23 protein-coding genes and 1 tRNA gene are annotated in these 23,375 nt (G+C 59.2%); 13 read left to right on the forward strand and 11 right to left on the reverse strand.

The features are described 5' to 3' along the window. Positions 1 to 11 precede the first annotated feature (11 nt). The 3 genes from ACR0AC_RS03635 to speB all read left to right on the forward strand — a co-directional run bounded on the left by ACR0AC_RS03635 (position 12) and on the right by speB (position 3,308). Positions 12 to 1,223, forward strand: coding sequence for a saccharopine dehydrogenase family protein (locus ACR0AC_RS03635; RefSeq protein ID WP_480871976.1), 1,212 nt, complete (start codon positions 12 to 14; stop codon positions 1,221 to 1,223). Between the two features lie 76 nt (positions 1,224 to 1,299). Beyond that, positions 1,300 to 2,469 carry a carboxynorspermidine decarboxylase gene (nspC, locus tag ACR0AC_RS03640; protein ID WP_480871977.1) on the forward strand — a complete coding sequence of 390 codons (1,170 nt, stop codon included), beginning with the start codon at positions 1,300 to 1,302 and terminating at the stop codon, positions 2,467 to 2,469. Then, a complete protein-coding gene (speB, locus tag ACR0AC_RS03645) occupies positions 2,466 to 3,308 on the forward strand; it encodes an agmatinase (protein WP_480871979.1) in 843 nt (280 codons plus the stop codon). The genes nspC and speB overlap by 4 nt, the downstream gene beginning before the upstream one ends. Here the strand turns inward: speB and ACR0AC_RS03650 are convergent. Further along, positions 3,305 to 3,895 (reverse strand): HD domain-containing protein, encoded by a 591-nt coding sequence (locus ACR0AC_RS03650; RefSeq protein ID WP_480872218.1) that lies wholly within the window; start codon positions 3,893 to 3,895, stop codon positions 3,305 to 3,307. The two genes, speB and ACR0AC_RS03650, sit on opposite strands and share 4 nt — an antisense overlap. A 100-nt stretch (positions 3,896 to 3,995) precedes the next feature. Here ACR0AC_RS03650 and ACR0AC_RS03655 point away from each other — a divergent pair, with 100 nt between their 5' ends. Beyond that, entirely contained in the window at positions 3,996 to 4,823 is an 828-nt protein-coding gene (locus ACR0AC_RS03655; protein WP_480871981.1) for a LysR family transcriptional regulator, read from the forward strand. Positions 4,824 to 4,825: 2 nt separating this feature from the next. Here ACR0AC_RS03655 and lptF read toward each other — a convergent pair whose 3' ends face one another. Then, positions 4,826 to 5,965 carry an LPS export ABC transporter permease LptF gene (lptF, locus tag ACR0AC_RS03660; RefSeq protein WP_480582519.1) on the reverse strand — a complete coding sequence of 380 codons (1,140 nt, stop codon included), beginning with the start codon at positions 5,963 to 5,965 and terminating at the stop codon, positions 4,826 to 4,828. A gap of 393 nt (positions 5,966 to 6,358) precedes the next feature. On the opposite strand from lptF, the gene ACR0AC_RS03665 reads away from it, so the two are divergent. After that, positions 6,359 to 7,543: a hypothetical protein gene (locus tag ACR0AC_RS03665; protein ID WP_480582521.1), complete on the forward strand. Its 1,185-nt coding sequence runs from the start codon at positions 6,359 to 6,361 to the stop codon at positions 7,541 to 7,543. Positions 7,544 to 7,963: 420 nt separating this feature from the next. Continuing rightward, on the forward strand, positions 7,964 to 8,359 hold the full coding sequence (locus ACR0AC_RS03670; protein ID WP_170622941.1) for a hypothetical protein: 396 nt from the start codon (positions 7,964 to 7,966) through the stop codon (positions 8,357 to 8,359). A gap of 482 nt (positions 8,360 to 8,841) precedes the next feature. On the opposite strand, the gene ACR0AC_RS03675 is transcribed toward ACR0AC_RS03670, so the two are convergent. After that, positions 8,842 to 8,917: transfer RNA gene (locus ACR0AC_RS03675), tRNA-Trp, on the reverse strand. Between the two features lie 142 nt (positions 8,918 to 9,059). On the opposite strand from ACR0AC_RS03675, the gene ACR0AC_RS03680 reads away from it, so the two are divergent. Beyond that, positions 9,060 to 9,767 (forward strand): DUF374 domain-containing protein, encoded by a 708-nt coding sequence (locus tag ACR0AC_RS03680; protein WP_170622939.1) that lies wholly within the window; start codon positions 9,060 to 9,062, stop codon positions 9,765 to 9,767. Here ACR0AC_RS03680 and ACR0AC_RS03685 read toward each other — a convergent pair. The 5 genes from ACR0AC_RS03685 to ACR0AC_RS03705 form a co-directional block, all read right to left on the reverse strand. Then, positions 9,764 to 10,009, reverse strand: coding sequence for a MoaD/ThiS family protein (locus ACR0AC_RS03685; protein WP_170521810.1), 246 nt, complete (start codon positions 10,007 to 10,009; stop codon positions 9,764 to 9,766). The genes ACR0AC_RS03680 and ACR0AC_RS03685 overlap by 4 nt on opposite strands. Then, entirely contained in the window at positions 10,002 to 12,257 is a 2,256-nt protein-coding gene (locus tag ACR0AC_RS03690; RefSeq protein WP_170622938.1) for a xanthine dehydrogenase family protein molybdopterin-binding subunit, read from the reverse strand. The genes ACR0AC_RS03685 and ACR0AC_RS03690 overlap by 8 nt, the downstream gene beginning before the upstream one ends. Continuing rightward, a complete protein-coding gene (locus ACR0AC_RS03695; protein ID WP_170622937.1) occupies positions 12,257 to 12,736 on the reverse strand; it encodes a (2Fe-2S)-binding protein in 480 nt (159 codons plus the stop codon). Before ACR0AC_RS03695 ends, ACR0AC_RS03690 begins: the two co-directional genes overlap by 1 nt. Beyond that, on the reverse strand, positions 12,733 to 13,599 hold the full coding sequence (locus ACR0AC_RS03700) for an FAD binding domain-containing protein (protein WP_170622934.1): 867 nt from the start codon (positions 13,597 to 13,599) through the stop codon (positions 12,733 to 12,735). The genes ACR0AC_RS03695 and ACR0AC_RS03700 overlap by 4 nt, the downstream gene beginning before the upstream one ends. A gap of 162 nt (positions 13,600 to 13,761) precedes the next feature. Next, positions 13,762 to 14,613: a LysR substrate-binding domain-containing protein gene (locus tag ACR0AC_RS03705; protein ID WP_170622933.1), complete on the reverse strand. Its 852-nt coding sequence runs from the start codon at positions 14,611 to 14,613 to the stop codon at positions 13,762 to 13,764. 104 nt (positions 14,614 to 14,717) lie between these two features. Between ACR0AC_RS03705 and ACR0AC_RS03710 the strand changes: the two genes are divergently transcribed. After that, positions 14,718 to 15,422 carry an SDR family oxidoreductase gene (locus ACR0AC_RS03710; RefSeq protein WP_170622931.1) on the forward strand — a complete coding sequence of 235 codons (705 nt, stop codon included), beginning with the start codon at positions 14,718 to 14,720 and terminating at the stop codon, positions 15,420 to 15,422. A gap of 4 nt (positions 15,423 to 15,426) precedes the next feature. On the opposite strand, the gene ACR0AC_RS03715 is transcribed toward ACR0AC_RS03710, so the two are convergent. The 3 genes from ACR0AC_RS03715 to ACR0AC_RS03725 form a co-directional block, all read right to left on the reverse strand. Continuing rightward, positions 15,427 to 16,698, reverse strand: coding sequence for an NAD(P)/FAD-dependent oxidoreductase (locus ACR0AC_RS03715; protein WP_170452513.1), 1,272 nt, complete (start codon positions 16,696 to 16,698; stop codon positions 15,427 to 15,429). A 215-nt stretch (positions 16,699 to 16,913) separates the two neighbouring features. Next, positions 16,914 to 18,071 (reverse strand): acyl-CoA dehydrogenase family protein, encoded by a 1,158-nt coding sequence (locus ACR0AC_RS03720; protein ID WP_170452523.1) that lies wholly within the window; start codon positions 18,069 to 18,071, stop codon positions 16,914 to 16,916. A gap of 112 nt (positions 18,072 to 18,183) precedes the next feature. Beyond that, positions 18,184 to 18,747, reverse strand: coding sequence for a TetR family transcriptional regulator (locus ACR0AC_RS03725; RefSeq protein ID WP_170452525.1), 564 nt, complete (start codon positions 18,745 to 18,747; stop codon positions 18,184 to 18,186). Positions 18,748 to 19,050: 303 nt separating this feature from the next. On the opposite strand from ACR0AC_RS03725, the gene ACR0AC_RS03730 reads away from it, so the two are divergent. The 5 genes from ACR0AC_RS03730 (at position 19,051) to cueR (ending at position 23,356) form a co-directional block, all read left to right on the forward strand. Then, the gene (locus tag ACR0AC_RS03730; RefSeq protein WP_170632085.1) at positions 19,051 to 19,515 is read left to right on the forward strand and encodes a nuclear transport factor 2 family protein; all 465 of its coding nucleotides are present in this window, start codon (positions 19,051 to 19,053) and stop codon (positions 19,513 to 19,515) included. After that, the gene (locus ACR0AC_RS03735; RefSeq protein ID WP_480871986.1) at positions 19,512 to 20,147 is read left to right on the forward strand and encodes a pyridoxamine 5'-phosphate oxidase family protein; all 636 of its coding nucleotides are present in this window, start codon (positions 19,512 to 19,514) and stop codon (positions 20,145 to 20,147) included. The genes ACR0AC_RS03730 and ACR0AC_RS03735 overlap by 4 nt, the downstream gene beginning before the upstream one ends. 48 nt (positions 20,148 to 20,195) lie before the next feature. Further along, positions 20,196 to 20,357 (forward strand): hypothetical protein, encoded by a 162-nt coding sequence (locus tag ACR0AC_RS03740; protein WP_480871987.1) that lies wholly within the window; start codon positions 20,196 to 20,198, stop codon positions 20,355 to 20,357. Positions 20,358 to 20,498: 141 nt separating this feature from the next. Next, positions 20,499 to 22,970 (forward strand): heavy metal translocating P-type ATPase, encoded by a 2,472-nt coding sequence (locus tag ACR0AC_RS03745; protein WP_480871989.1) that lies wholly within the window; start codon positions 20,499 to 20,501, stop codon positions 22,968 to 22,970. Then, positions 22,967 to 23,356, forward strand: a complete 390-nt coding sequence (gene cueR, locus ACR0AC_RS03750) for a Cu(I)-responsive transcriptional regulator (RefSeq protein ID WP_170452536.1) — start codon at positions 22,967 to 22,969, stop codon at positions 23,354 to 23,356. The genes ACR0AC_RS03745 and cueR overlap by 4 nt, the downstream gene beginning before the upstream one ends. Positions 23,357 to 23,375 lie beyond the last annotated feature (19 nt).

Below are 23,375 nucleotides of genomic sequence, written 5' to 3' on the forward strand. Positions count from 1 at the left end.
GAGAGGACACCATGGGCAAAACACTGGTTGTCGGCGCAGGCGGCGTATCCCACGCTACCGTGCACAAGATGGCGATGAATTCGGACATCTTCACCGAAATCACTCTGGCCAGCCGGACGAAATCGAAATGCGACGCCATCGCCGCAGCCGTCAAGGATCGCGTCGGCGTGGAGATCAAAACCGCCGAGCTCGACGCCTACAAGGTCGAGGACACGGTCAAGCTCATCAAGGAAACCGGCGCGGAAATCCTCGTGAACCTCGCCCTGCCCTATCAGGATCTGGTGCTGATGGACGCGTGTCTTGAGGCAGGTATCCACTACCTCGACACAGCGAACTACGAGCCCGAGGATGAGGCCAAGTTTGAATACCACTGGCAATGGGCCTATCAGGAACGGTTCAAAGAGGCTGGCCTGACCGCCATCCTCGGTTCGGGCTTCGATCCGGGCGTGACCTCGGTCTTTGCCAAATGGCTGAAGAAACACAAGCTGGACACCATCCGCCAGATCGACGTTCTGGACGCCAATGGCGGCAGCAACGATCAGGAGTTTGCCACCAATTTCAACCCCGAGATCAACCTGCGCGAAGTGCTGGCCGAAGTGCGCCACTGGGAAAATGGCGCGTGGAAACACTCCCCCGCCATGACCCACAAGGTCGAATTCGACTTCCCCGCCATCGGCCCCAAGAATATGTACCTGATGTATCACGAGGAACTGGAATCGCTCAGCACCCACTTCCCCGAGATCGAGCGCGCCCGCTTCTGGATGACCTTCGGCGACGCCTATATCACCCATGCCAAGGTGCTGGAAAATGTCGGCATGACCCGCATCGACCCGGTGATGCATGACGGCAAGGAAATCATCCCGATCCAGTTCCTGAAAACCCTGCTGCCCGATCCCGGCGATCTGGGCGCGGAAACCAAGGGCAAGGCCTGCATCGGCGACATCGCCACAGGTCAGGCCAAGGACGGCTCGGGCGAGAAGACCTACTACATCTACAACATCTGCGACCACGAAGAATGCTATGCCGAGGTCGGCAGTCAGGCCGTCAGCTACACCACCGGCGTCCCCGCAATGATCGGTGCCGCTCAGGTGCTGAAAGGCAACTGGCGCGAACCCGGCGTGTGGAACATGGAACAGCTGGACCCGGACAACTTCATGGACATGCTGAACGAACACGGTCTGCCCTGGCAGGTCCACGAGCTTGACGGCCCGGTCGAATTTTAACTTCACCTTTTCCTAAATACTCCGGGGGGTCCGGGGGGCTGGCCCCCCGGCCTCTCCAATTCAGGAGACGCCGGTTATGTCCGACATGATGACCACGCAAGCCGGCGACGCCGGCGCCTTCCGCAATTTCGACCTCACCCGCGTTCCCACGCCCTGCTTCGTGGTCGATGAAAAAGCCGTCGAGCGCAACCTGACCATCCTCGCCGATATCGGCACACGCTCCGGCGCGCATGTCCTCAGCGCGCTCAAGGCGTTTTCGATGTTCTCGCTGGCCCCACTGGTGCGCCAGCACCTCGGCGGTACTTGCGCCAGCGGCATCTATGAGGCGCGTCTGGGCCGCGAAGAATATGGCGGTGAGGTCGCCACCTTCTGCGCCGGATACAAAGACACCGACATGGATGAAATCCTGTCGCTGTCCAACCACATCATCTTCAACAGCCCGGCACAGAAAGACCGCTTCCTTGCCAAAGCCCAGGCCGCCAATGTGCAGGTGGGTCTGCGCATCAACCCGGAACATTCCGAAGGCGAGATCCCCAAATACGACCCCTGCGCCCCCTGCTCGCGCCTTGGGACGCCAGTCAGCCAACTGACCGCGGCCACCCTGACCGGGGTCGATGGCCTGCACATGCACACGCTCTGCGAACAGGGGTTCGAACCGTTGCAGCGCACATGGGACGCCGTCGAACCCAAACTCGCCCCGTTCATGGACCAGCTCAAATGGTTGAACTTCGGCGGCGGGCATCACATCACCCGTGACGATTATGACCGCGACGGGCTGGTCGCTTTCATCCAGGCCATCCGCGAGAAATACGGCATCGACGTCTATCTCGAACCCGGTGAGGCCGTCGCGCTGGACGCGGGCATTCTGGTCGGCGAAATCCTCGACCTGCCCACCAATGGCATGAACCTTGCGATCACCGATATTTCGGCCACCTGCCATATGCCCGATGTGATCGAGGCCCCCTTTCGCCCTGCCCTCATGGACGAGGCCGAAACAGGCCACACTTACCGCCTCGGCGGTCCGTCCTGTCTGGCGGGCGACGTGATCGGCGATTACACATGGGACAAACCGCTGGAGATCGGCCAGCGTTTCGCCTTCCTCGATCAGGCGCATTACTCGATGGTCAAGACCAACACGTTCAACGGCGTGCCGCTGCCCACCATCGCGCTGTGGAACAGCGAAACGGACGCGCTGAAGATCATCAGACAGTTCGGCTATGACGACTTTAAGGACCGCCTCTCATGAGCATTTTCCTCGACAGTGAACTGACCGCATCCGAGCGCAGCGAAGACGCCCGGTTCCGCGTGATCCCGGTGCCGCTGGAACGCACCGTTTCCTACGGATCAGGCACCGCCAAAGGCCCCGAGGCGATCATCGAGGCCAGTAGCGAACTGGAACGCATCACCGGCTCCGCAGAACCCTGCGTCGAAGGCATCTTCACCGAAGAGCCCGTCGATTGCGATGCCGCCCTGTCCGAGATCATGGAACGCATCGCCCAACGCACCGACTCCGCCATTCGCGCGGGCAAAGTGCCGGTCACGCTGGGCGGCGAGCATTCGCTCAGCTACGGCGCGGTGATGGGGGTGGCGCGGGCGTTGGGTCAACCCGTCGGCATCGTCCAGATCGACGCCCATGCCGACCTGCGCAACGCCTATCAGGGGGAAAAACACTCTCACGCCTCGGTCATGCATCTGCTGGCCGAAGAAGGCATTCGGTTGGCCCAGTTCGGCGTGCGTGCCTTTTCCACCGAAGAGGCGCAAAGCCGCCTGAAGAACCACGTCTTCCACGTGGATGCCGAGGAACTGGTCACCGGCAACATCCACGCAGTTGACCTGCCCGAGGATTTCCCCGAGATGGTCTATGTCAGCTTTGATGTCGACGGTCTGGACCCGTCGCTGATGCCTGCGACCGGCACGCCCGTCCCCGGAGGTTTGGGCTATTATCAGGCGCTGCGACTGGTCGAACACGCGCTGAAAGGGCGCAAATGCGTGGGCTTCGACGTGGTCGAACTGGCACCGGACGGCAATGCCGCCTGGGATTTTACCGCCGCGCAGATCGTCTATCGCCTGATGGCCGCCTGTTAACCCTCAGCGGTTTCGTTCAGTTCCATGTGCCCTTCGCCCTTGTTCAGGACACGGCGCAGCATGGGCTCGAAGAACTCCAGCGGTTTGGTCGGGTAATCAGGGTCGAACGCCTTCTGATCGTATTCGTGACAGAAATAGCGGCAGTCCTCCCAATGGGGGCTGTCGCGATACTTGTCGCGCGCGTTGCGGTCGCCGCCAAGGTGATGGTTGTAATAGTACCCTTGGAACACGCAATGATGTTTGAGAATCCAATAGGTTTTCTCGCTGACATAGGGCTTCATCATCGCCGCTGACAGTTCACCGTGGTTGTACGGCGACAGAATATCGCCGGTGTCATGGATCAGTGCGGCGACCACCAGTTCTTCATCCGCCCCATCCTCATAAGCGCGCGTGGCGGCCTGAAGGCAGTGCTGATAACGGTTCACCGGATAGGGCGTCCAGTCCTCGTCCAGCGACCGGATTGCATCCAGGATCCGATCCGGCAGGGCCGCATTATACGCCTCTTCATACTCCATAACGGCGTCCCAGTCGGCTTTGGTCGCCTCTTCAAAACTGGTCCAGGTGGGTTTGTGGCTTTTGTCCAGCATGACATGTCCTTTGGCTTGGGTGTTGGCATCAGAATACTGCACGCTGAGCACCCAAAAAAATGAATTGATTTTATCAGATTGATCAAAAATTACTTTCGATATGCAAACCAAAGCTCTGGAAACTTTTCTATGTGTGGCAGAGACCGGCGGATTTCACGCCGCCGCCCGCAAGCTGAACGTCACACAAACCGCCGTCAGCGCCCGGATACGCGCGCTTGAAGAGGCGACGGGCAAGCCCCTGTTCTCGCGCGGGGCCGGAGGGACGGCTTTGACCGAGTATGGCCGTCAGTTCAAACCGTATGCCGAGCAGATGCTGTCCCTGTGGTCCTTTGCAGCCAATGATCTGCCCGATCAGGTTCACAACCGGCTGGCGCTGCGCCTGGGTGCCCAACTTAGCGTCTGGGACCCGTTGCTTGTTGATTTGGCCGTGCGCTTCGAACAGCGGTTCGGGCAATTGCTGCTGACCCTGAATTATGATCACGACCTGAATATGGTCGATGCGGTTGCAACCCATGTTCTGGATGCGGCTCTGACCCACGAAAGACCCGTGGACCGGCGCGTGATCTGTCACGAACTTCCGCCAGAACGCCTGTGTCTGGTTGAAAGCAAGGCGAACACGAAATCCGATCAGGTTTTCGTCAACATAGAACTGGGCGAGGCCTATCAGGATCACGTCAGATCCACCGCGCGCCGCGCATCCGGGCAGACGATTTTTCTGGGCAATTGCCTGATGGCCCTGCGCTATCTTCTACAGCGCGGCGGCTATGGATATTTCCCCGACTATGTCATCACGCAGCATTTGAACTCGGGCGAGTTATTGCGCGTGACGGGCGCGCGCGATTTGATGCTGCCGGTGTATCTGGTGGTGCGCGCGGACAATGAAGAGGTCGAGAACATCCTGCAATGCCTGTCTGACCTCCGCCAGTGATCTCAGGCTGGCGAGGGCAATGGCGTCCCGTCTCGGGTCCGTTTGCGCAACAAAGGCCTGCCCGCGATCAGCAGGAACAGCGCCGACACGATCACTCCGATAACAGCGGGAACGTAAAGCAGACCCCACAGCCTTGGATCATCGATGACAACTGGTGACACGAAACCTCGAACCCCTTCGAGCAGGACCAGGATAGTAAAGGCGCCCAGAATCTGGGGCCAAAGGCCAAAGCGGGAAAAGCTGCCCAGCATCAGGGTCGAATACCCTGCCAGCGACACCGCGATACAGATGGCAATCCATGAGAATCGCTGGTGCAACTCTTCGACCAAATGGCCCCGGCTGTGCCGTTCGGCCACTTCCACCGACTTCATGTCATAGATCAGCTCGGCGGTTGAAATCGCCTCGAGACTGCGGCGAGTCATGCCACCGGATCGCGTAAGGTCCGAGATGTCGTAGGACGCATCCTGAAACAGGGTCGACGACAGGGTCCGACCCTCTTGGTTCAGGCGCAGCGCGACCCCGTCCACCATGACCAGATGGATGCCCGCGCTATTGTTGACCAGATAGGCGGTCGCGCTGGAATAGCTCACCGCATTTTCCGGATCACGCCGGTCCGAGACAAAAACCTCTTTCAGCGTGCCGTCCAGATCGATGCGCCCGATATAGACGGTCACATTCTCGGCCGGATGCAGGAACTCGCCTTCATTCAGCAACTGAGCGGTCACATCGCCTGCAACCTCGGCTTGTCTGATCTCAAGCTGTTCGACCGAGGCCGGGCGCAGAAACACACTGATCACCGCCATCATCAAGCCTGTGATCAAGCCGAACAGAACCACCGCCCGCGCCAGCCGCCAGGGGCTGGACCCGGTCGCCAGCATCACCGTCAGCTCGCTTTCCCGGCTCAGACGGTTGGTGACGTACACCGCCGCCGCAAACACCGCCATTGGCATCACGGTGCGGATCAGAGTTGGCAAGGTCAGCGCAGTGAATTCCAGAAACACCATGGCCGACTGCCCGCCGCTGATCACGCTGTCAAACAGGCTGACAGACCGGGTAATCCAGAAGACCCCGACAAGGACCAGAGTGAAAAAGCCGAACAGAATCAGCAATTGCCGCAGGAAATATCCATCGAAACGCGACATGGGCCCTCTTTCCGGTTTCTGTTCTGCCGGGACATTAGGCCATTCATCCGCCAGAGGAAACCGGGTTCCGCGCGATGAACGCCCGCGCCCAAGATACCTGTTTAGGGGAAGTGACAGCGGCAGGCAGCCAATCTGCACGCTTCGGGCTTACCAATAGACTTGTAACATGTAGCAGTAGCCAAGTGGCCGATCTGAGGCTAGCCAACGGCGGCAGCCCTCACTGGCTTGGCTTTCCAACTGTGACGCTGTTTAAACAAAGTTGAATTCTTGGTCAGGTATCTGATTGTCGGCAATGCCATGAAAACGCGGTTCGGTCGCGCGATTGGTGGCAAAATAAGAAGCAGGGCCAAATTTCCACGTGGGAACAAGGTTCAACACATAGCAGAGGGCGACGTGGCAAATCAGGAAGAAGCTAATAAGAAGATAGTCTATTTGCACGTGGGGCACGCCAAAACAGGCACGTCCGCACTTCAGACGTTTTTTGCCCGACACACTGAAGAGCTATCTCAAGCGGGAATCTACTATCCACCTCTGGTCGATTTGACCGATGCTATCAAGGGAAAGGCCACAGGCGGCAACGGTACGCCCCTGGGTTCCGTCCTGGCAAAAGACATCGAAGAAACAAGTATCTTCAAAAGAAAAGAGGCTGTTCGAGAAACGGTAGGCGACTTTGTCGCTCGAAATTTGGCGGTGTTTCAAAGGAATGAGCCGCATGTCCTGATCTCAAGCGAATTCCTGCAGGCTTTTGACAGCAAGCGTTTGAAAGAATTTGCGTTGGAGTTGCAAAACTTGGGCTTTGCAACTCACATCGTGTTTTTTGCCAGAAACTACAGTGAGCTATTATTTTCAAGCTGGCAGCAAGGCATCAAACGCGGTCGATTTACCGGTGACTTTCGTCAGTTTATTGAAGCCGCAGAAGACACTATGGGCGCAACTATGGAAGAGATTTTAGCCGCCCAAAGATTGGGTTTGACCTTTGATGTCTTTAACTACGACGATGCCAAACGCGACATATGCAGCTTCTTCTTGGAAAAGGTTCTGAACCTACCACCTGGGAACTGGCCAACAGTGAGCCCTCTCAGGGTCAATCGATCGTTAACTGAACGCGAAAGTCAGTTTCTTCGAATGATAAACGGCGTATTTGATCATGCAACTTATCCGCTGATTGCGGATCGTCTGATCGAGGCTTCCCCGGAACTCGAATTTAGTCATGGTCCATCACCGGATGACATTGCTATCGTCAATCAGAAATTTGCAAAACAAACGGCACTTATTAATCAACAAATCAAGGGAAGCCCACTCACCGAGCCAACGGCAGAACAGGACAACCAAGAAGACGAAACTCAAACCCTAATGCGAATTATGGCCGTCTTCTTTAGATACGTTGAAAATGAAAAAAGACGTGATTTCCGGGGATTGAACCCAGCTGGCACCAAGCATGCAAGGTTGAGTCGCAAGGAGTTGGAAGAGCGCCTTGAGGTAGAAACAAGAAAGACAAATTTGTTGGAGACAAAGCTTGCCAACCTTCGGCGACATCCATTGAAAAAGTTGTACCACAGAGTCGTCAAACGGCTTTAGAGCGACTTTCTGCAACTCTACTCAGCGAAACCAGTGCCTTACGTGGTTGCAGGTGCTGTTCGCGAAGGTTAGGCCCCCGGCACATCTTGCCCCACCCTTCCCTCAATGCAGGAAAGCAACTCGCCCCATCCGGTGGCAGGCTGCTCGTGGCCTGCGTCCCAACAGCAAGGTTTAGGCAAGGGCTCACCCAGCCTCTCTAGCCTTCGTGTATTTCCTATGTGAATTGGTTCCTTTGTCGGAATGCGGACTCGAGTTAAGATTGTTTCAAATATGGCGCGCCTGAACGATACCCAGATATTTCAAGCCCTGGCGCCCACCTCAAATTTCATAGTCCGTTCAATGGAGTAACCCATGCCTAAACTTGATCCTCAAACGCAAAAGAAGGTCAACGCATTCTGAAAAAAGAAAAAGCCGGCAGCCGTGAAACACAGCGCGAAAAAAGCGAAGAAACGTGCCGAAACGGCCCTAGCAAAAGCGAAATGGTCCGTGAAACAAGCGCCAGCACCCGAGAAAAAAGCCTATGCCGAAGTAGAGCAAGCGGTCGTGGAAATGTGCGCTGAAGAAGGGCTGGAGGAAGTGCAAAAAGCAATGTCCGACGCAAAAGTGGAAAAGGCAAAAAAGGAAGTAAAGGCGCGGATCAAACAGAGGGTGGGTCAAATTCAGAAGGCCAAACAGCGTGTCAAAAAAGCCTTGGCCAAACTGCCACCGAAACCGGCGCAGGCCGTCGAAAAAGAACTGGAATCCACTTTCAAGTCCACGCTGAAATTCTGGAAAGACCTTGAGGCTGACGCCAAGAAAGAAGGTCTGGCCGATTAATTTGCTCGGCATTTCGCCGCACCGGCCCTAAATTCGCTCGTCAGACGCGTTAAGGCAGTTTCCTGTTTGCCGACCTATGGCCTATGTACTACGCCCACCGGGGTATCAGTATTTGCGACCCCAATTGCTGTCGCTGGGTTGGCAAAGTTTGCAACCCCTCTTTCGCTCTAATCAACAGGGACTAACAGCGAGAGCCCAGGATGTTACGCTGACCTACAGACCAAATGGTGATGGCAGTTTCTTTGTCCTTACCGTTGTTGTGGCCCAGCTCTTTCAGCAATGACGTGTACAAACCCCGCATTTTGCTGGGTCCTGCTCGCTGGCCGCAAAGGTTCTCCCTGAAACCTGGCCGACCACCTAATAAGGTGGAAACGATGCCGGGCTTGATTTGAACCCTGCTTCACACGCTCTTTCAAACGCACAAAAAACGCGCCGAGGTCAGTGACGAGCGCGGTGATACAGTTACGTGATTGGTTTGGAAATGGCAGGGGCAGCAGGGTTCGAACCCGCGACCTACGGTTTTGGAGACCGTCGCTCTACCAACTGAGCTATACCCCTATGGTGAGGCCCCAAATAGGCCAGCCGCGCGGCGGACTCAAGAGGCTTTTTTACAATCTCTCATACTTCGCAATCTGACAAACAAGTTGCGCGGGCCGTGCAGTTGGGTAAGACAAGGTCTGGTCAGCAAAAGGAACCCGGTGTGAGCCTCCGCAAGAAGATCGCAGACAGCGAAGCCGTACTGAACTGGACCGCGCGGCGGATTGCCAGCTATATCCGGATGGTCAACCGCAACACGCGCTGGCAGCGCATCGGGTATGAGGAGCTGGACCAGCTGGCCGAACAGGGTGAGCCGGTCATTGTCGTCCTCTGGCACCAGCGGCTGGCCCAATCCCCTTATTTCTTTCCGCTGGATAAAGGGCGCATCTGTTCAATTACGTCCTCGGCGCGGGCAGGCAGCATGGTAGGTCGGGTGCAGAAGCTGTTCGGCATGGACACGATCGCCATGACCAGCAAAAATTCCAACAATATTGCCGTGTCGCGCGAAGTGATCGGAAAGGTGAAGCAGGGCATTTCCATCGGAATCGCCGCGGACGGTCCGCGAGGGCCGGAACGGGTTCTGTCGACCGTGCCTCTGGTATGGGCGCGCACCTCGGGCAAGCGCGTGTTCGGCATCACTTTTTCCGCCAAACACGGGCGCGAGGCGGGAACCTGGGACCGGTTGCTGATGCCGCGCCCGTGGCGCAACGAAGGCGTGTTTCTGTGCCGTGAGTGGACGGAAACCGTACCGCGCAAGGCCAGCGAAGACACCCTTGAGACCCTTCGCCTCAGCCTTGAGGCGCATATGAACGACATCACAGCCGAGGCTGACCGTATGGTCGGGCGCGCGCCGTGGACGCCAAAGGGCTAGCCGCCCCGCAACCTCTGCATCAGATAGACTTCGCTGCCTTCCGGGATGGGTTCGGTCAGGCCGGTGGCAATGACGCGCCCGTCGATGGCGATGGACACCCCCGCGTCGATGGGGGCCTGCAATTGCGGGTAGGCGCGCACCAGGGCGCTCAACAGCTCTCCGGTGGTGGTGGCCTCGACCGTCACCACTTGCCTGCCCCCGGTCAGTGACCGGAGGCTAGACCAGAGGTGGACGTCAATCATTGTCCTTCAACGCAGCCAGAATGCGCGGCGGTGACATGGGCAGTTGTTTCATCCGAACCCCTGCCGCGTTCGACACCGCATTGGCGATGGCAGCGAGGGGCGGCACGATGCCTGTCTCGCCGACCCCACGCACACCAAACGGATGGCCGGGGTTCGGAACCTCGACGATCACTGTGTCAATCATCGGCAGGTCGCTGGCGACCGGGATGCGGTAGTCGAGGAAGACCGAGTTTTGCAACCGTCCATCCTCGCCATAGATGTATTCCTCGTTCAGCGCCCAGCCGATGCCTTGTGCAGCCCCGCCCTGATACTGGCCTTCGACATATGCCGGGTGGATCGCCTTGCCTGCGTCCTGAATGACCGTGTAGCGGGTGATCGAGGTTTTGCCGGTTTCCGGATCGACCTCGGCATCGACGATATGGGTGCCGAAGGACACGCCCGCGCCTTCGGGGGTGGCCTCGAAATGCCCCGAGATCGGACCGCCGGTGCGACCCATGTTCGCCGTGATATCGGCCAGCGGTAAGGGATCGAAATCGCCCGCATTGGGCCCGGAAGGAACCGCGCAGCCGTTTTCCCATTTCACCGCGTCCACAGGGATGCCCCATTTGGCCGCCGCGCGTTCGCACAGCTTTTCAACCGCGTGTTTCGCCGCCTTGATGGTCGCCAGACCGCTGGCATAGGTCACGCGACTTCCGTGCGAGACGTCGTTATAGCCCAGCGTTGCCGTGTCAGCGATGGTGACGCGGATGTTCTCGTACGGAATGCCCAGCACTTCGGCCGCCATCAACGCCATGGACGCGCGCGAGCCGCCAATATCGGGCGTTCCGACCATCAACTGGGCCGAGCCGTCCTCGGACAGCGCCAGCGATACCGAGGTTTCGCCGCCGTGGTTGAACCAGAACCCGCAAGAAATCCCACGCCCCTGCCCCGGTTTCAGCGGGGCCGCGTAGTGAGGATGCGCCTTGGCGGCTTCCAGCGTTTCAACCAGACCGATGCGTTCATAGGTTGGCCCGTAACTGGCCCTTGTGCCCTCATGCGCGGCGTTTTTCAGGCGCACTTCGACCGGGTCGAGGCCCAGCTTGTTGCACAGCTCATCGATCACCGATTCGACGGCAAAGGCCCCCATCGGAGCCCCCGGCGCGCGATAGGCCGCCTGCTTCGGGCGGTTGGCCATAACGTCGTAACCGATCTGCCTGACGTTGGTCAGGTTGTAGGGCGCAAAGGCGCACATGGCAGTCATGTCGCCCGGCGCACCGGGGAAGGCCCCGCCTTGCAAACGGAACACGCCCTGCGCCGCCGAAATGGTGCCGTCCTTCTTCATCCCGATTTTCACATCCATCGACGCGGATGAGGTCGGGCCGGTGGCCCGGAACACCTCGGACCGGGACATCACGATCTTGACCGGGCGGTTGGCCTTGCGGCTCAGCGCCAGCGCGACGGGCTCGATGAAAACGGTGGTTTTGCCGCCGAACCCTCCGCCGATTTCCGACGCGGTTACGCGCAATTGCGAGGTCTCTATGCCCAACAGCGCGGCGCAGGTTTTCTGTGCGATCCAGTGGCCTTGGGTGGTGCACCACAACTCACCCTTGCCGTCATTGCCCAACATACCCAGACAGGCATGTGGTTCGATATAGCCCTGATGCGTCGCCTCGGTCACAAAGCTGTCCTCGATGACCAGATCAGCCTCGGCAAAGCCAGCCTCGACATCGCCATGGCCGCTTTCGTGATAGCGGACAACGTTCGTATGCATGCCTTGCGGCACCGAGTAATCCGCAGCCCCTTCGCGGATCACCGGCGCGTCCGCTGCCATCGCTTTGTCTACATCGGTGACATGGGGCAGGACCTCGTATTCAACCTCGATCAGCTTGAGCGCATCGCGGGCCGCCAAAGCCGAACTTGCGGCGACTGCCGCCACGGCATGACCGTCATACAGCGCCTTTTCACCGGCCATGACGTTTTCCAGCACGTTCCAGAACTCGCCCGCCAGACCGGGGGCAAAGGGCACGTCGGCGAAATCGGCGCGTGTCACGACGGCTTTGACGTCCTTGTGCGCCTCGGCCTTTGAGGTGTCGATCTTCACGATCCGCGCATGGGCATGGGGCGAGCGCAGAACCGCGCCGTGCAACATGCCAGGTGCCGACATATCCGCGCCGAACTTGGCGCGGCCCGTGACCTTGTCCAAACCATCGGGGCGGTTCGGGCGGGTGCCAACAAAGGTGAAATCAGATTTGCGATCGTCCAGAGCCATTATGACGCCTCCCGCAGGTCTGCTGCCGTTTCCATCACGGCGCGAATGATCTTGTCGTACCCGGTGCAGCGGCAGAGGTTGCCTGCCAGCCAATACCGCGCCTCTTCCTCGGTCGGGTCCGGGTTCTTTTCCAGCAGCGATTTGGCCGCCACCAGAATGCCGGGCGTGCAGATGCCGCATTGCAGGGCAGCGTGCTCGATGAACTTCTGCTGCAATGGATGCAGTACGTCACCGTCTGCAATCCCCTCGACGGTTTCGATCTGTTTGCCGTCCGCTTCGACCCCCAGCACAAGGCAGGAACAGACCAGACGACCGTCAACGGTCACCGAACAGGCCCCGCAGTCTCCGGTGCCGCAGCCCTCTTTCGCGCCGGTCAGGTTCAGTTTGTCGCGCAGACAGTCCAGCAGTGTTTCGCGCGGGTCGCAAAGGTATTCGACCGTGTCCCCATTCACGGATGTGGATACGTGGAGCTTGCTCATACATTTTCTCCCTTCGCACGGGCATAGGCGATTTTCGCGGCGCGCTTGGCCAGAACGCCTGCGACCTCGGTGCGGAATTCAATTGTGCCGCGCTTGTCGTCAATCGGGTTGCAGGCGGCAGAGGCCGCAGCGGCCAGCGCGTCCAGCGCTGCATCGTCCAGCGTGCTGCCAATGATCGCCGTGGCGCAGTCTTCCACCAGCAGAACAGTCGGTGCCACAGCACCCAAAGACACACGCGCTTCGGTGATGGTATCGCCGTCCAGACGCAGACTGACACCGACGCCGACAACCGCAATATCCATCTCGGTCCGCGGAATGAACCGCAGATAGGCGTCGCCTGCGTTGTCACCACGGGCAGGGATGTTAACCGCTGAAACCAACTCTCCCTTCGCCAGCGAGGTTTTGCCCGGTCCGGTCGGAATATCCTCAACCGCGACCTCTCGGGTGCCATCCGGTCCGGTGACCGTGACCGTCACACCCGCAGCCACCATGGCAGGCACCGAGTCCGCCGCAGGCGACCCGTTGCACAGATTGCCGGTCAGCGTCGCGCGCCCCTGAACCTGAGTCGAGCCGATCAAATCCATCGCCTCGACCACGCCGGGCCAGTCGCGGCCGAGTTCGGCATGCTCGCTCATTTCCGCGCCGGTGGTTGCCACGCCCAGCGTCCAACTGCCATCCGCGTTGCGGGTGATGTCATGCACACCGTTGATTTTCTTGACATCGATCAGCGTGTCGGGCGTCACCAGCTCGGCGCGCAACTGCACCAAAACATCGGTGCCGCCTGCCAGAAATCGTGTTATGCCCGTTGCGTTTGCCGCCAGGGCCGATGCTTCGGCAAAGCTGGCAGGACTGTGATAATCCATGAATTTACCTCGCGCCTGTTTGTCAGGGTTCACTGGGGATCGGGGCGACGTTAGAGGAGCCTAATGCCCGCGTCTATGGCTGGAATGGTAAATTTTCGCGGTCCCATTTTGCACGGTCGGGGGAACAGCAAACGCTTGGTCCGCCGAGCGTGCTATGGGCGCTTAGACCTGTGACAGCAACCAACGCCGCATCGCGTCGACCAGTTTGGGCTGGCGCGGCTTCCTCGGGGTCACGATGTAAAACCCCGGATCACCGCTTAGCACCTGTTCGAAGGGTTTGACCAACTGGCCTAAGGTCAGTTCGGACCCGACAAGCGCCGCATCTGCCAGGGCAAACCCCTGCCCCGCCACAGCCGCGTCAATTGCAAGGCTGGTGTGGTTGAACGTCATCATGCGCGGCCTTCCGTCCACCCCGGCATGTTCCAGAAACAGCGGCCAAAGACCATGTGAATCGCTAAGCAACGTCTGCCCCATCAAATCCCGCACATCAGACACGCGCCCGGCCAGATCTGGCGCGCAGACGACAATAAGCTCGGTCGAAAACAAGGGCTCGGCCCGCAGATCGGATGTCAGATGCGATTGACCGTGGCGCACAGCGATGTCGGCACCGTCTTTTCCAAATTCGGCAAGATGTTCCTGCGCATCGATCTGAACCTGAATTTCCGGGTGCTTCGCCGTGAAATCCGACAGCCTGGGCACCAGCCATTTCGACGCAAAACTGGGTGTCACGGATATCGTGATCCGACGCTGGTCTGCCGCCTCTTCCACCGCGTTTTCGATCAGGCGAAACGCGCGTTTTAGAGGCGCGCTGAGTTTGCGGCCCTCTTCCGTCAGGTGCAGACCGCGCGGCATCCGATCGAACAGGGCAATGCCCAAGCGCGCCTCAAGCCCTCGAACCTGCTGCGCCACAGCCCCTTGCGTAACGCCCAGTTCTTCCGCCGCAAGGCGAAAATTCAGATGTCGGGCCGCAGCTTCAAAAGCACGCAAAGCGTTCAGAGGTGGAAGGGCTGGCATATCCGCACACAGTAGATTTTCTACAGGCTTAGAGCAGAAGAACTGATTGGTCAAACGCAGCGCCGCGGCTCATTCTCAGGAAAGATGCAAATTGGAGCGCGAAAATGACCGAAAAAGTTGCCCTGATCACAGCCGGCGGCAGCGGGATGGGCGCTGACGCGGCCCGTCGGCTGGCCGCTGACGGGTTCAAAACCGGTATCCTGTCCTCATCCGGCAAAGGCGAGGCATTGGCCCGGGAACTGGGTGGCGTCGGTATAACCGGGTCCAACCAATCCAACGACGATCTGCAACGGCTGGTGGATGCGGCCATGTCCCATTGGGGGCGGATCGACGTTCTGGTCAATTCAGCCGGGCATGGCCCAAAAGGCGCGGTGCTGGATCTGTCGGATGACGACTGGCATCTGGGGATGGAGGTGTATTTTCTAAACGCCGTCCGCCCGACCCGGCTGGTGACCCCGATCATGCAGGCCCAAGGCGGTGGATCGATCATCAATATCTCAACCTTCGCCGCATTCGAACCGGACCCGGCCTTTCCGACCTCGGGCGTATTTCGCTCTGGCCTCGCGGCTTTCACCAAGCTCTATGCCGACAAATACGCGGCAGACAACATCCGCATGAACAATGTGCTGCCCGGCTTCATCGACAGCCTGCCCGAGAAACAGGACTTCCGCGACAGGATTCCGATGGGCCGCTATGGGCGCAGTCGCGACGAAATCGCGCCGGTGATTTCTCTGCTGGCTTCTGAGGGAGGCGGATACATCACCGGACAAAACATCCGGGTCGATGGTGGTATCACCCGCTCGGTCTGACGTATCAGAGCCGCGCCTTGATCAGATGCGTCAGCGCCGCGCCGGTTTCGAAATAAGCACGGCGCAGGCGCGTCCAGCTTTCGCGGTGCTCGGATACGACTGGCACCGGCAGGCATGAGAAATCCCCTGTCAAAAGGCTTTCAGCCATCAACCGCCCGAACATCGTGCCGGGCCCGATGCCGCGCCCGGAAAACCCATGGGCGGACAGGGCGTTTGGGCCAAGCTGAGTGATCTTGGGAATATGATCCGACGTCATGGCTATCCGCCCGTGCCAGCCCTGAACCAATGGTTGATCCGATAGGTGCGGAAACAGTTCGGCCAATTTGCGACTGACCCATCCTGTATGGGCCGCGCGGCCAGCATGGCTTAGATCCCCCATCCCGCCAATGATCATGCGTCCGTCCTGATCCAGCCGGAACGATGTCATGATCAGGCCGGTATCCCAGCATCCTTCGCCCTGCGGCAGAATGCTGTTGCGCAGATTGTGGGACAAAGGCGCGGTCGCATATTGAAAGTAGTAGACCGGCACATAGGCGGGCGCGGTGTCCTCAATACCTTGATGATAGGCGTTTGTGGCTTGAATGACCGCCCTTGCGCGCACCGATCCGCCGGGGGTTTCCAGAACCCAAACCTCACCTTCCCGGCGCAGGTTGCGAACCGGACTGTTGGTGTAGATCTGCGTGCCGAACTCACGCGCCACTCGCGCCATACCCTGCACATAGGACAGTGGCTGGATAGTACCGGCCCGAGGATCAAACAGCGCCCCATGAAACGCCTCGCTACCGGTTCTTTGCGCTGCGGTCCGGGCCGACAACAGCTCGACCGGAGCGCCCGCCGTGCTAAGCTGCGCGTGGCGGGTTTGCAGATCGCGCAACCCGGCAGGTGAGTGCGCGCAGTGAAGTGTTCCGTTCCGCACCGGCTCGCAATCGATCTGGTGCTTTTCGATCAGGGCAAAGACCTCGGACGGAGCTTGGGACAGAAGGTCAATCAGGCGGTCACCAGTTGCCTGACCCAAGTGCTTGCGAATGTCGTCGGGGGGCAACCAAAGGCCCGCATTGACCAACCCGACATTCCGCCCCGAGCCGCCATGGCCGATGTCCTGCGCCTCCAACAGACAGACCGACGCGCCGGATTTCGCAGCGTAAAGCGCAGCGGAACACCCGGTGTATCCGCCACCGATAATGGCCAGATCCACCGTCACATCGGCTGAGAGGGGCTCGGCGTTCAGGTCTTCACGGCATGTCTCGCGCCACAGAGAGTGTTCGGGGTTGGTCACGGGTCACCTTTCATCCTTGTCCGCAGCATTAGCGCGCAAGGTGGCAGCAACTCAAGATGAGGAAAGAGGAACGGCCTGTCGGGGTCGTGTCGGCGCAAATTTCGGTGGCAGCGGTGAATATGACCCTTCGGGCCTGAACAAACGCCCTCTGCAAACTGCGCGGCCCAACCAGCACAGTCGTTTCGACAGAAACGACAAAGATGGGCGGGAGCCCCTTAGACGTCGAGTGACCGCGCGATCAGTTCTTTCATAACTTCGTTAGTGCCGCCATAGATCATCTGCACGCGTGCATCCGCGTAAAGACGGGCAATCGGGTATTCCATCATGAACCCATAGCCGCCAAACAGTTGCAGGCATTCGTGCATGATTTCGTTCTGCACCTCGGACCCCCAGTATTTGACCATCGAGGCTGTCGCGGCGTCCAGTTCTCCAGCCTCCAGCTTGGCGATACAGTCGTTCACAAAGCTGCGCAGCACTTCGGCCTTGGTCTTGCACTCGGCCAGTTTGAAACGCGTGTTCTGGAAGTCCATGACACGCTGACCGAAGGCCTTACGCTCTTGCACGTATTTCACCGTCTCGGCGATGGCGAAATCGATTGCCCCAAGGGCCATCAGACCGATGGTCAGACGTTCCCAGGGCAATTGCTTCATCAACTGATAAAACCCCTGCCCCTCATCCGGACCCAGCAGGTTCGTCAACGGCACTTTGACATCCTCAAAGAACAGCTCGGCGGTGTCGTTGCCCTTCATGCCCAGCTTCTTGAGGTTGCGACCCCGGCGAAACCCATCCGCGCCCTCGGTTTCGACCGCGATCAGGGAGACGCCTTTTGCCCCAAGGGACTTATCCGTTTTCGCCGCAACAACGATCAGGTCCGCCGACTGACCGTTGGTGATGAAAATCTTGGACCCGTTGAGCTTGTAAGAGTTGCCATCCTTCTCGGCCGTCGTCCGCACGGCCTGAACATCGGACCCGGTGCCCGGTTCAGTCATTGCAAGCGCGCCTACCATTTCGCCCGAGATCAGCTTGGGCAGCCATTTTTGCTTTTGGTCTTCGCTGCCATAGGTCGCGATGTAGTGGGTCACGATGGACTGAATCCCATACCCCCAACCCGCATCACCGCGCGCGGCCTGTTCATAGATCGTCACGGCATCAAAGCCCATGCCGCCACCAACGCCGCCATATTCTTCGGCGACCGAACCCGCCATCAGCCCTGCTTCGCCGACCTTGTGCCAAAACGCGCGGTCGACAACGCCGTTGTCGGCCCATGTTTCAACATTCGGGGAAAGTTCATCATCCATGAACCGGCCTGCCATATCGGCAAACATGCGGTGTTCATCTGTAACCCAGGCGGCGGACGAGGTGAAAAGCGACATCTTCAGATCTCCGGATAAGCGTTTGTTATAGGCTACCTAGCCCAGCGCTTCCCGCCAATCCATGTGACGTGGCGTTGGGCCCCTGAACAACGCAACGTTCTTTCCCGGCGGGTTAGGCCAAGGCGGTTTTCAGCAGTAATGCGGCAGCCTCTTTGGCGTCTTCGGCAGGGTCGCCGCTTTTCAACAGCACGGCAGAGACTATTGCACCTTCCTGCAGCAAGACAATCTGTCGTGCCAGCGTTTCAGGTGCAGGGGCGCCCGCCTTTTGTGCAAGGTGCGTGAAATGATCCAGCATCACCTGCTTGTGTCTGGCGGCCTGAACATGGATCGGATGATCGGCTTCCTGATACTCGGCCCCCGCCTTGATGAACATGCAGCCGCGAAACTCGTCCTGTTCGAACCATTCCTTGAGGGCGTCGAAACTGGCCAGGATTTGCCCCGCCGGCGTGTCGGCCCTGTCTGACATACGCCCCAGAACCCACTCGCGAAAGCTTTCGTCCCGCAGGCGCAGGACGGCCAGGATCAACTCTTCCTTGGTGCGGAAATGCTTGTACATCGAGGTTTTCGACACGCCCGTTTCCACCACCAGCTTGTCCATGCCAGTCGCGTGAAACCCGTCGCGATAGAACACCTGCATCGCCTTGCGTACAAGCTCATCTCGTTTGTTTGGGCGCATGATCCCGCTCCTGCATGTACTGACCTGTACATATTAAACTTGGCCGCGCGGTTCAATCCACCTTGCCTACCCCGTTGAAATACATAGCTTTTCGCCCCGTTTCTTAAGGAATTACATCAAGTCGCAAAATAATACTTGAGTTTATTGACAGATCGGTACACTTTAGAGGTATTCTTACCGATCAGTTCACCCAAGGATTTGACCGATGAAACGACACGCCAACCTTGTTCCGCCACAATATCTGCCGGTCCTGTTGACCCTGGCGATGATCGCCGCAGCACTCGTCTGAAAGAGCACCCGAAAATGTCCCGACCACCGCTGCCGCCCTTCACCGTCGAAACCGCCACGCAAAAGGTTCGTATGGCCGAAAACGCCTGGAATTCCCGTGACGCAGATGTCGTGACCCCGGCCTATACCGAACACAGCCAATGGCGGAACCGGGCCGAATTCCTGTCCGGCCACGCCGACATCCACGCTTTCCTGACCCGCAAGTGGCGCAAGGAACTGGACTATCGCCTGATCAAAGAGCTTTGGGCCTTTTCCGGCAATCGCATTGCGGTGCGCTATGCCTATGAATGGCACGATGACAGCGGTCAGTGGTTCCGGTCTTATGGCAATGAGAATTGGGAATTTGCCGAGGACGGGCGCATGTCGCATCGTCACGCCTCGTTAAACGATTTGCCGATCACAGAGGATGACCGCCTGTTTCACTGGCCGCAGGGTGAACGCCCAGAAGACCATCCGGGGCTGTCAGACTTGGGTTTGTGAAAGTACAAACCATGCCGCGCGCCTTTTCCGAACTGACCTTCACCCCAGCCGTTCGCGCTCATCAGGAACGGATGGGATCGGCAACAACCTATGCCAAGTTTACCGAAGGTGGCCCACAGCAAGGCCACCTGATCGGCGATGCGGAAAAAGCGTTTATCACAGCGCGGGACGGGTTCTATCAGGCCACCGTGTCCGAGACCGGATGGCCTTATGTTCAGTATCGCGGCGGCCCTGTCGGGTTCCTGAAGGTGCTGGGGGCTCAGACCATCGGCTACGCCGATTTTTCCGGCAACAAACAGTATATCTCGCGCGGGAATCTGGACGGGAACGACCGCATTGCGATGATCCTGATGGAATACGCCAATCAGCGCCGTCTTAAGATTCTGGGGCGTGTGGAGTTTACCGAAGGCGAGGCGGCCACAACCAGCCTGTATCCCGACGGGGCCACCACACGCGCCGAACGCGCCGTGATCATCCGGGTCGAGGCGCTGGACTGGAATTGCCCCAGCCATATCACGCCCCGTTATACCGAGGCTGAACTGCGCCCGCATCTGAACGCTTTGGGACAGCAACTGGCGCAGTTGCAGGCTGAAAATGAACGGCTGAAACAAGCACTGGCCCAATCGGATTAGGTCGCAGAAACCCTTCAAATCACCTTCGCTGACGGAGGACGGACTACCATGCTACGTTCAACGATGAATATCGCCTTGATCGCGCTTGCAGGTGTCGGCTGCGCCTTGCTTGTTGTCCTCTATGGTTTTTTTGCCTCCCCGAATGCGGTCCGGACACAGCCTGCGACGGGCGAACAGACATTGTTGCTGGACCGTTTGCTGGAAAACTGACGGTGCACCTCGTCAGACGCACTTCCGAATGCCCCAACTGCATTGACGCCTGATTTCCGCGAAAATCCATGGCGCGCCCCTTGACCTTCCAGTCACTGGAACCCTCATGTGGAGGGCAAAGATAGTTCCGAGACGAGTCGCATGGCACAGCCTGAACCAATACAGATCAAGATCACCGGACTGAACTGCGCCTCCTGCGTTGCGCGGGCCGAAGCTGCGTTGAACGGTGTTACAGGCGTCGAGTCCGCCTCGGTCAACTTTGCAACCCACACTGCGCAGGTCGTAACCACGGGTCCGGTTACGGCGCTGACCGCAGCGCTGGATGATGCCGGTTATCCTGCGGCGATCGAACAGACTGTCCTTGCGTTCACCGGGATGAACTGCGCCTCTTGCGTGGCAAAAATCGAACGTGCGCTTGCCGCGACCGCAGGTGTTTTGACTGCTGATGTCAATCTGGCGACCGCGGCGGCTCGGGTGACTTATCTTGAGGATGCCACCACGCCCGCGACACTGGCACGGGTCGCGGCCGATCTTGGTTATCCGGCCCGGATCGAGGGGCAGAATGGCACTGCCCCCGCGACGCAGGATGATGAGGCGCAGAAGCTGAAACAGACCACGCTGCTGGCCGCGCTGCTTGCGGCACCGGTGTTCATTCTTGAGATGGGCGGGCACATGATCCCCGCCTTCCACCACTGGGTGCACGGCACCATTGGCGCGCAAACCAGTCAGTTGATTCAATTCGCGCTGACAACGGTTTTGCTGATCGGTCCCGGGCGGGTGTTCTATCGAAAAGGCATCCCGTCCCTGCTGCGCGGAACGCCGGATATGAACGCGCTGGTCGCGTTGGGAACCGGTGCCGCCTACCTCTATTCGGTGACCGCGACCTTTACCCCAGGCGTGCTGCCGCAGGGCACAGCAAATGTGTATTTCGAAGCCGCCGCCGTCATCGTGGTTCTGATCCTTCTGGGCCGCTGGATGGAGGCGCGCGCCAAAGGCAAAACCGGCGCAGCCATTCGCAAGCTGATCGGGCTGCAGCCCAAAACCGCGCGAGTTGAACAGGGCGGCGCTGCTGTCGACCGCCCCATTGCCGAAATCACTGTGGGCGACATCCTGCAAATTCGACCCGGTGAACGCATCGCGGTCGATGGGCAGGTGTTGGAGGGCTCTACGTTTGTGGATGAAAGCATGATCACAGGCGAGCCCGTTCCGGTCGGCAAATCACCCGGCGATCCGGTTGTTGGGGGCACCGTGAACGGAACCGGTGCTCTGCGGGTGCAGGCCACGCGTGTCGGGGCCGATACAGTTCTGGCGCAGGTCATTCGTTTGGTGGAACAGGCGCAGGGGGCCAAACTGCCAATTCAGGGGCTGGTGGACCGGATCACCTATCGCTTTGTTCCGGCCGTCATTACTGTCGCTGTTCTGACCGTCCTTATGTGGTTGCTATTCGGGCCTGCGCCCTCTTTGCCGCTGGCGCTGGTGGCCGGGGTCTCGGTCCTGATCATCGCCTGCCCGTGCGCCATGGGTCTGGCAACACCGACCTCGATCATGGTCGGCACCGGCCGTGCAGCCGAGCTGGGCGTGCTGTTCCGCAAGGGCGATGCGTTGCAGCAATTGCAACAGGCAAAGGTGATCGCACTGGACAAGACCGGTACGTTGACACTGGGCCGTCCAGAATTCGACAACATTACAACGACAACCGGATTCGATCCGACCCAGGTGCTTCGTTTGGCTGCGGCGCTGGAAGCACGTTCAGAGCATCCGATCGCATCGGCAATCACGCGCGCCGGTCCCGCAGATTTGCCCGATGCCTCCGAGGTTCAATCCCTGACGGGCCTCGGGGTGCGGGGCGTGGTCGAAGGTCGGCGCGTTCTGATCGGATCCAAGACCCTGATGCAGCAGCAAGGCCTTGACCTTGACGACCTGCAAGCCGAGTCCGACGCCCGCGCCACCGAAGGCGCAACGCCGCTTTTCGTGGCGATTGAAGGGCGGCTGGCGGCAGCGCTGTATGTTTCCGACCCAATCAAACCCGGCACGCCCGAGGCTTTGGCGCGTCTGCGCGAGGCCGGTTTGACGTTGGCGATGGTCACCGGCGACAACACCCGTACGGCGAGGGCATTGGCGAACCGTTTGGGTATCGACCATGTCACGGCCGAAGTCCTGCCGGATGGGAAACGGGACGCGATACAATCATTGCAGGACCGGTTTGGCTCCCTGGCTTTCGTCGGCGACGGCATCAACGACGCCCCTGCCCTTGCTGCAGCCGACATAGGTGTCGCCATAGGCACCGGCACAGACGTAGCGATTGAGACTGCGGACGTCGTTCTGATGTCCGGCGATTTGCGCGGTGTTGCGAATGCCGTTGAAATCAGTCGCCGCACAATGCGTAACATCCGGCAGAATCTGGGCTGGGCCTTTGGATATAACATCCTTCTGATCCCGGTTGCAGCGGGGGTTCTCTATCCGTTTGGGGGTCACTTGCTGTCCCCGGCCTTGGCCGCAGGGGCGATGGCCTTGTCCAGTGTCTTTGTCGTCTCGAACGCGCTGCGCCTGCGGCGGGTGCGCGCGGATCTGCCTGATAACGCAAAGGCGACATCCAAGGAGGTCCGCGCATGAATATCGGAGATGTCGCTGCCCAAACCGGCCTGCCCGCCAAAACCATCCGCTACTACGAAGAGATTGCTCTGATCAAACCCCTGCGCGACGACAATGGGTACCGGGTCTTCCGCCCTCAGGACCTGCACAAGCTGACCTTTCTGGGCCGCGCCCGCGCTTTGGGGTTCACCATCGAAGACTGCCGCACCCTGCTGGCGCTTTACGAAGACGAAACGCGGGCCAGTGCGGATGTCAAACGGGTGGCCCGCGATCATCTGGCGCAGATCGATGCCAAGATCGCGGACCTGAAGGCCATGCGCGACACGCTGAGTCACCTGATCGACGCCTGTGCAGGGGATGATCGCCCCGACTGCCCGATCCTTCAGGATCTGGGCGGCAAGGCATGACGCGGGGTTGCCCTTTGGG

The sequence above is a fragment of the Ruegeria sp. H7 genome, from assembly GCF_056532945.1.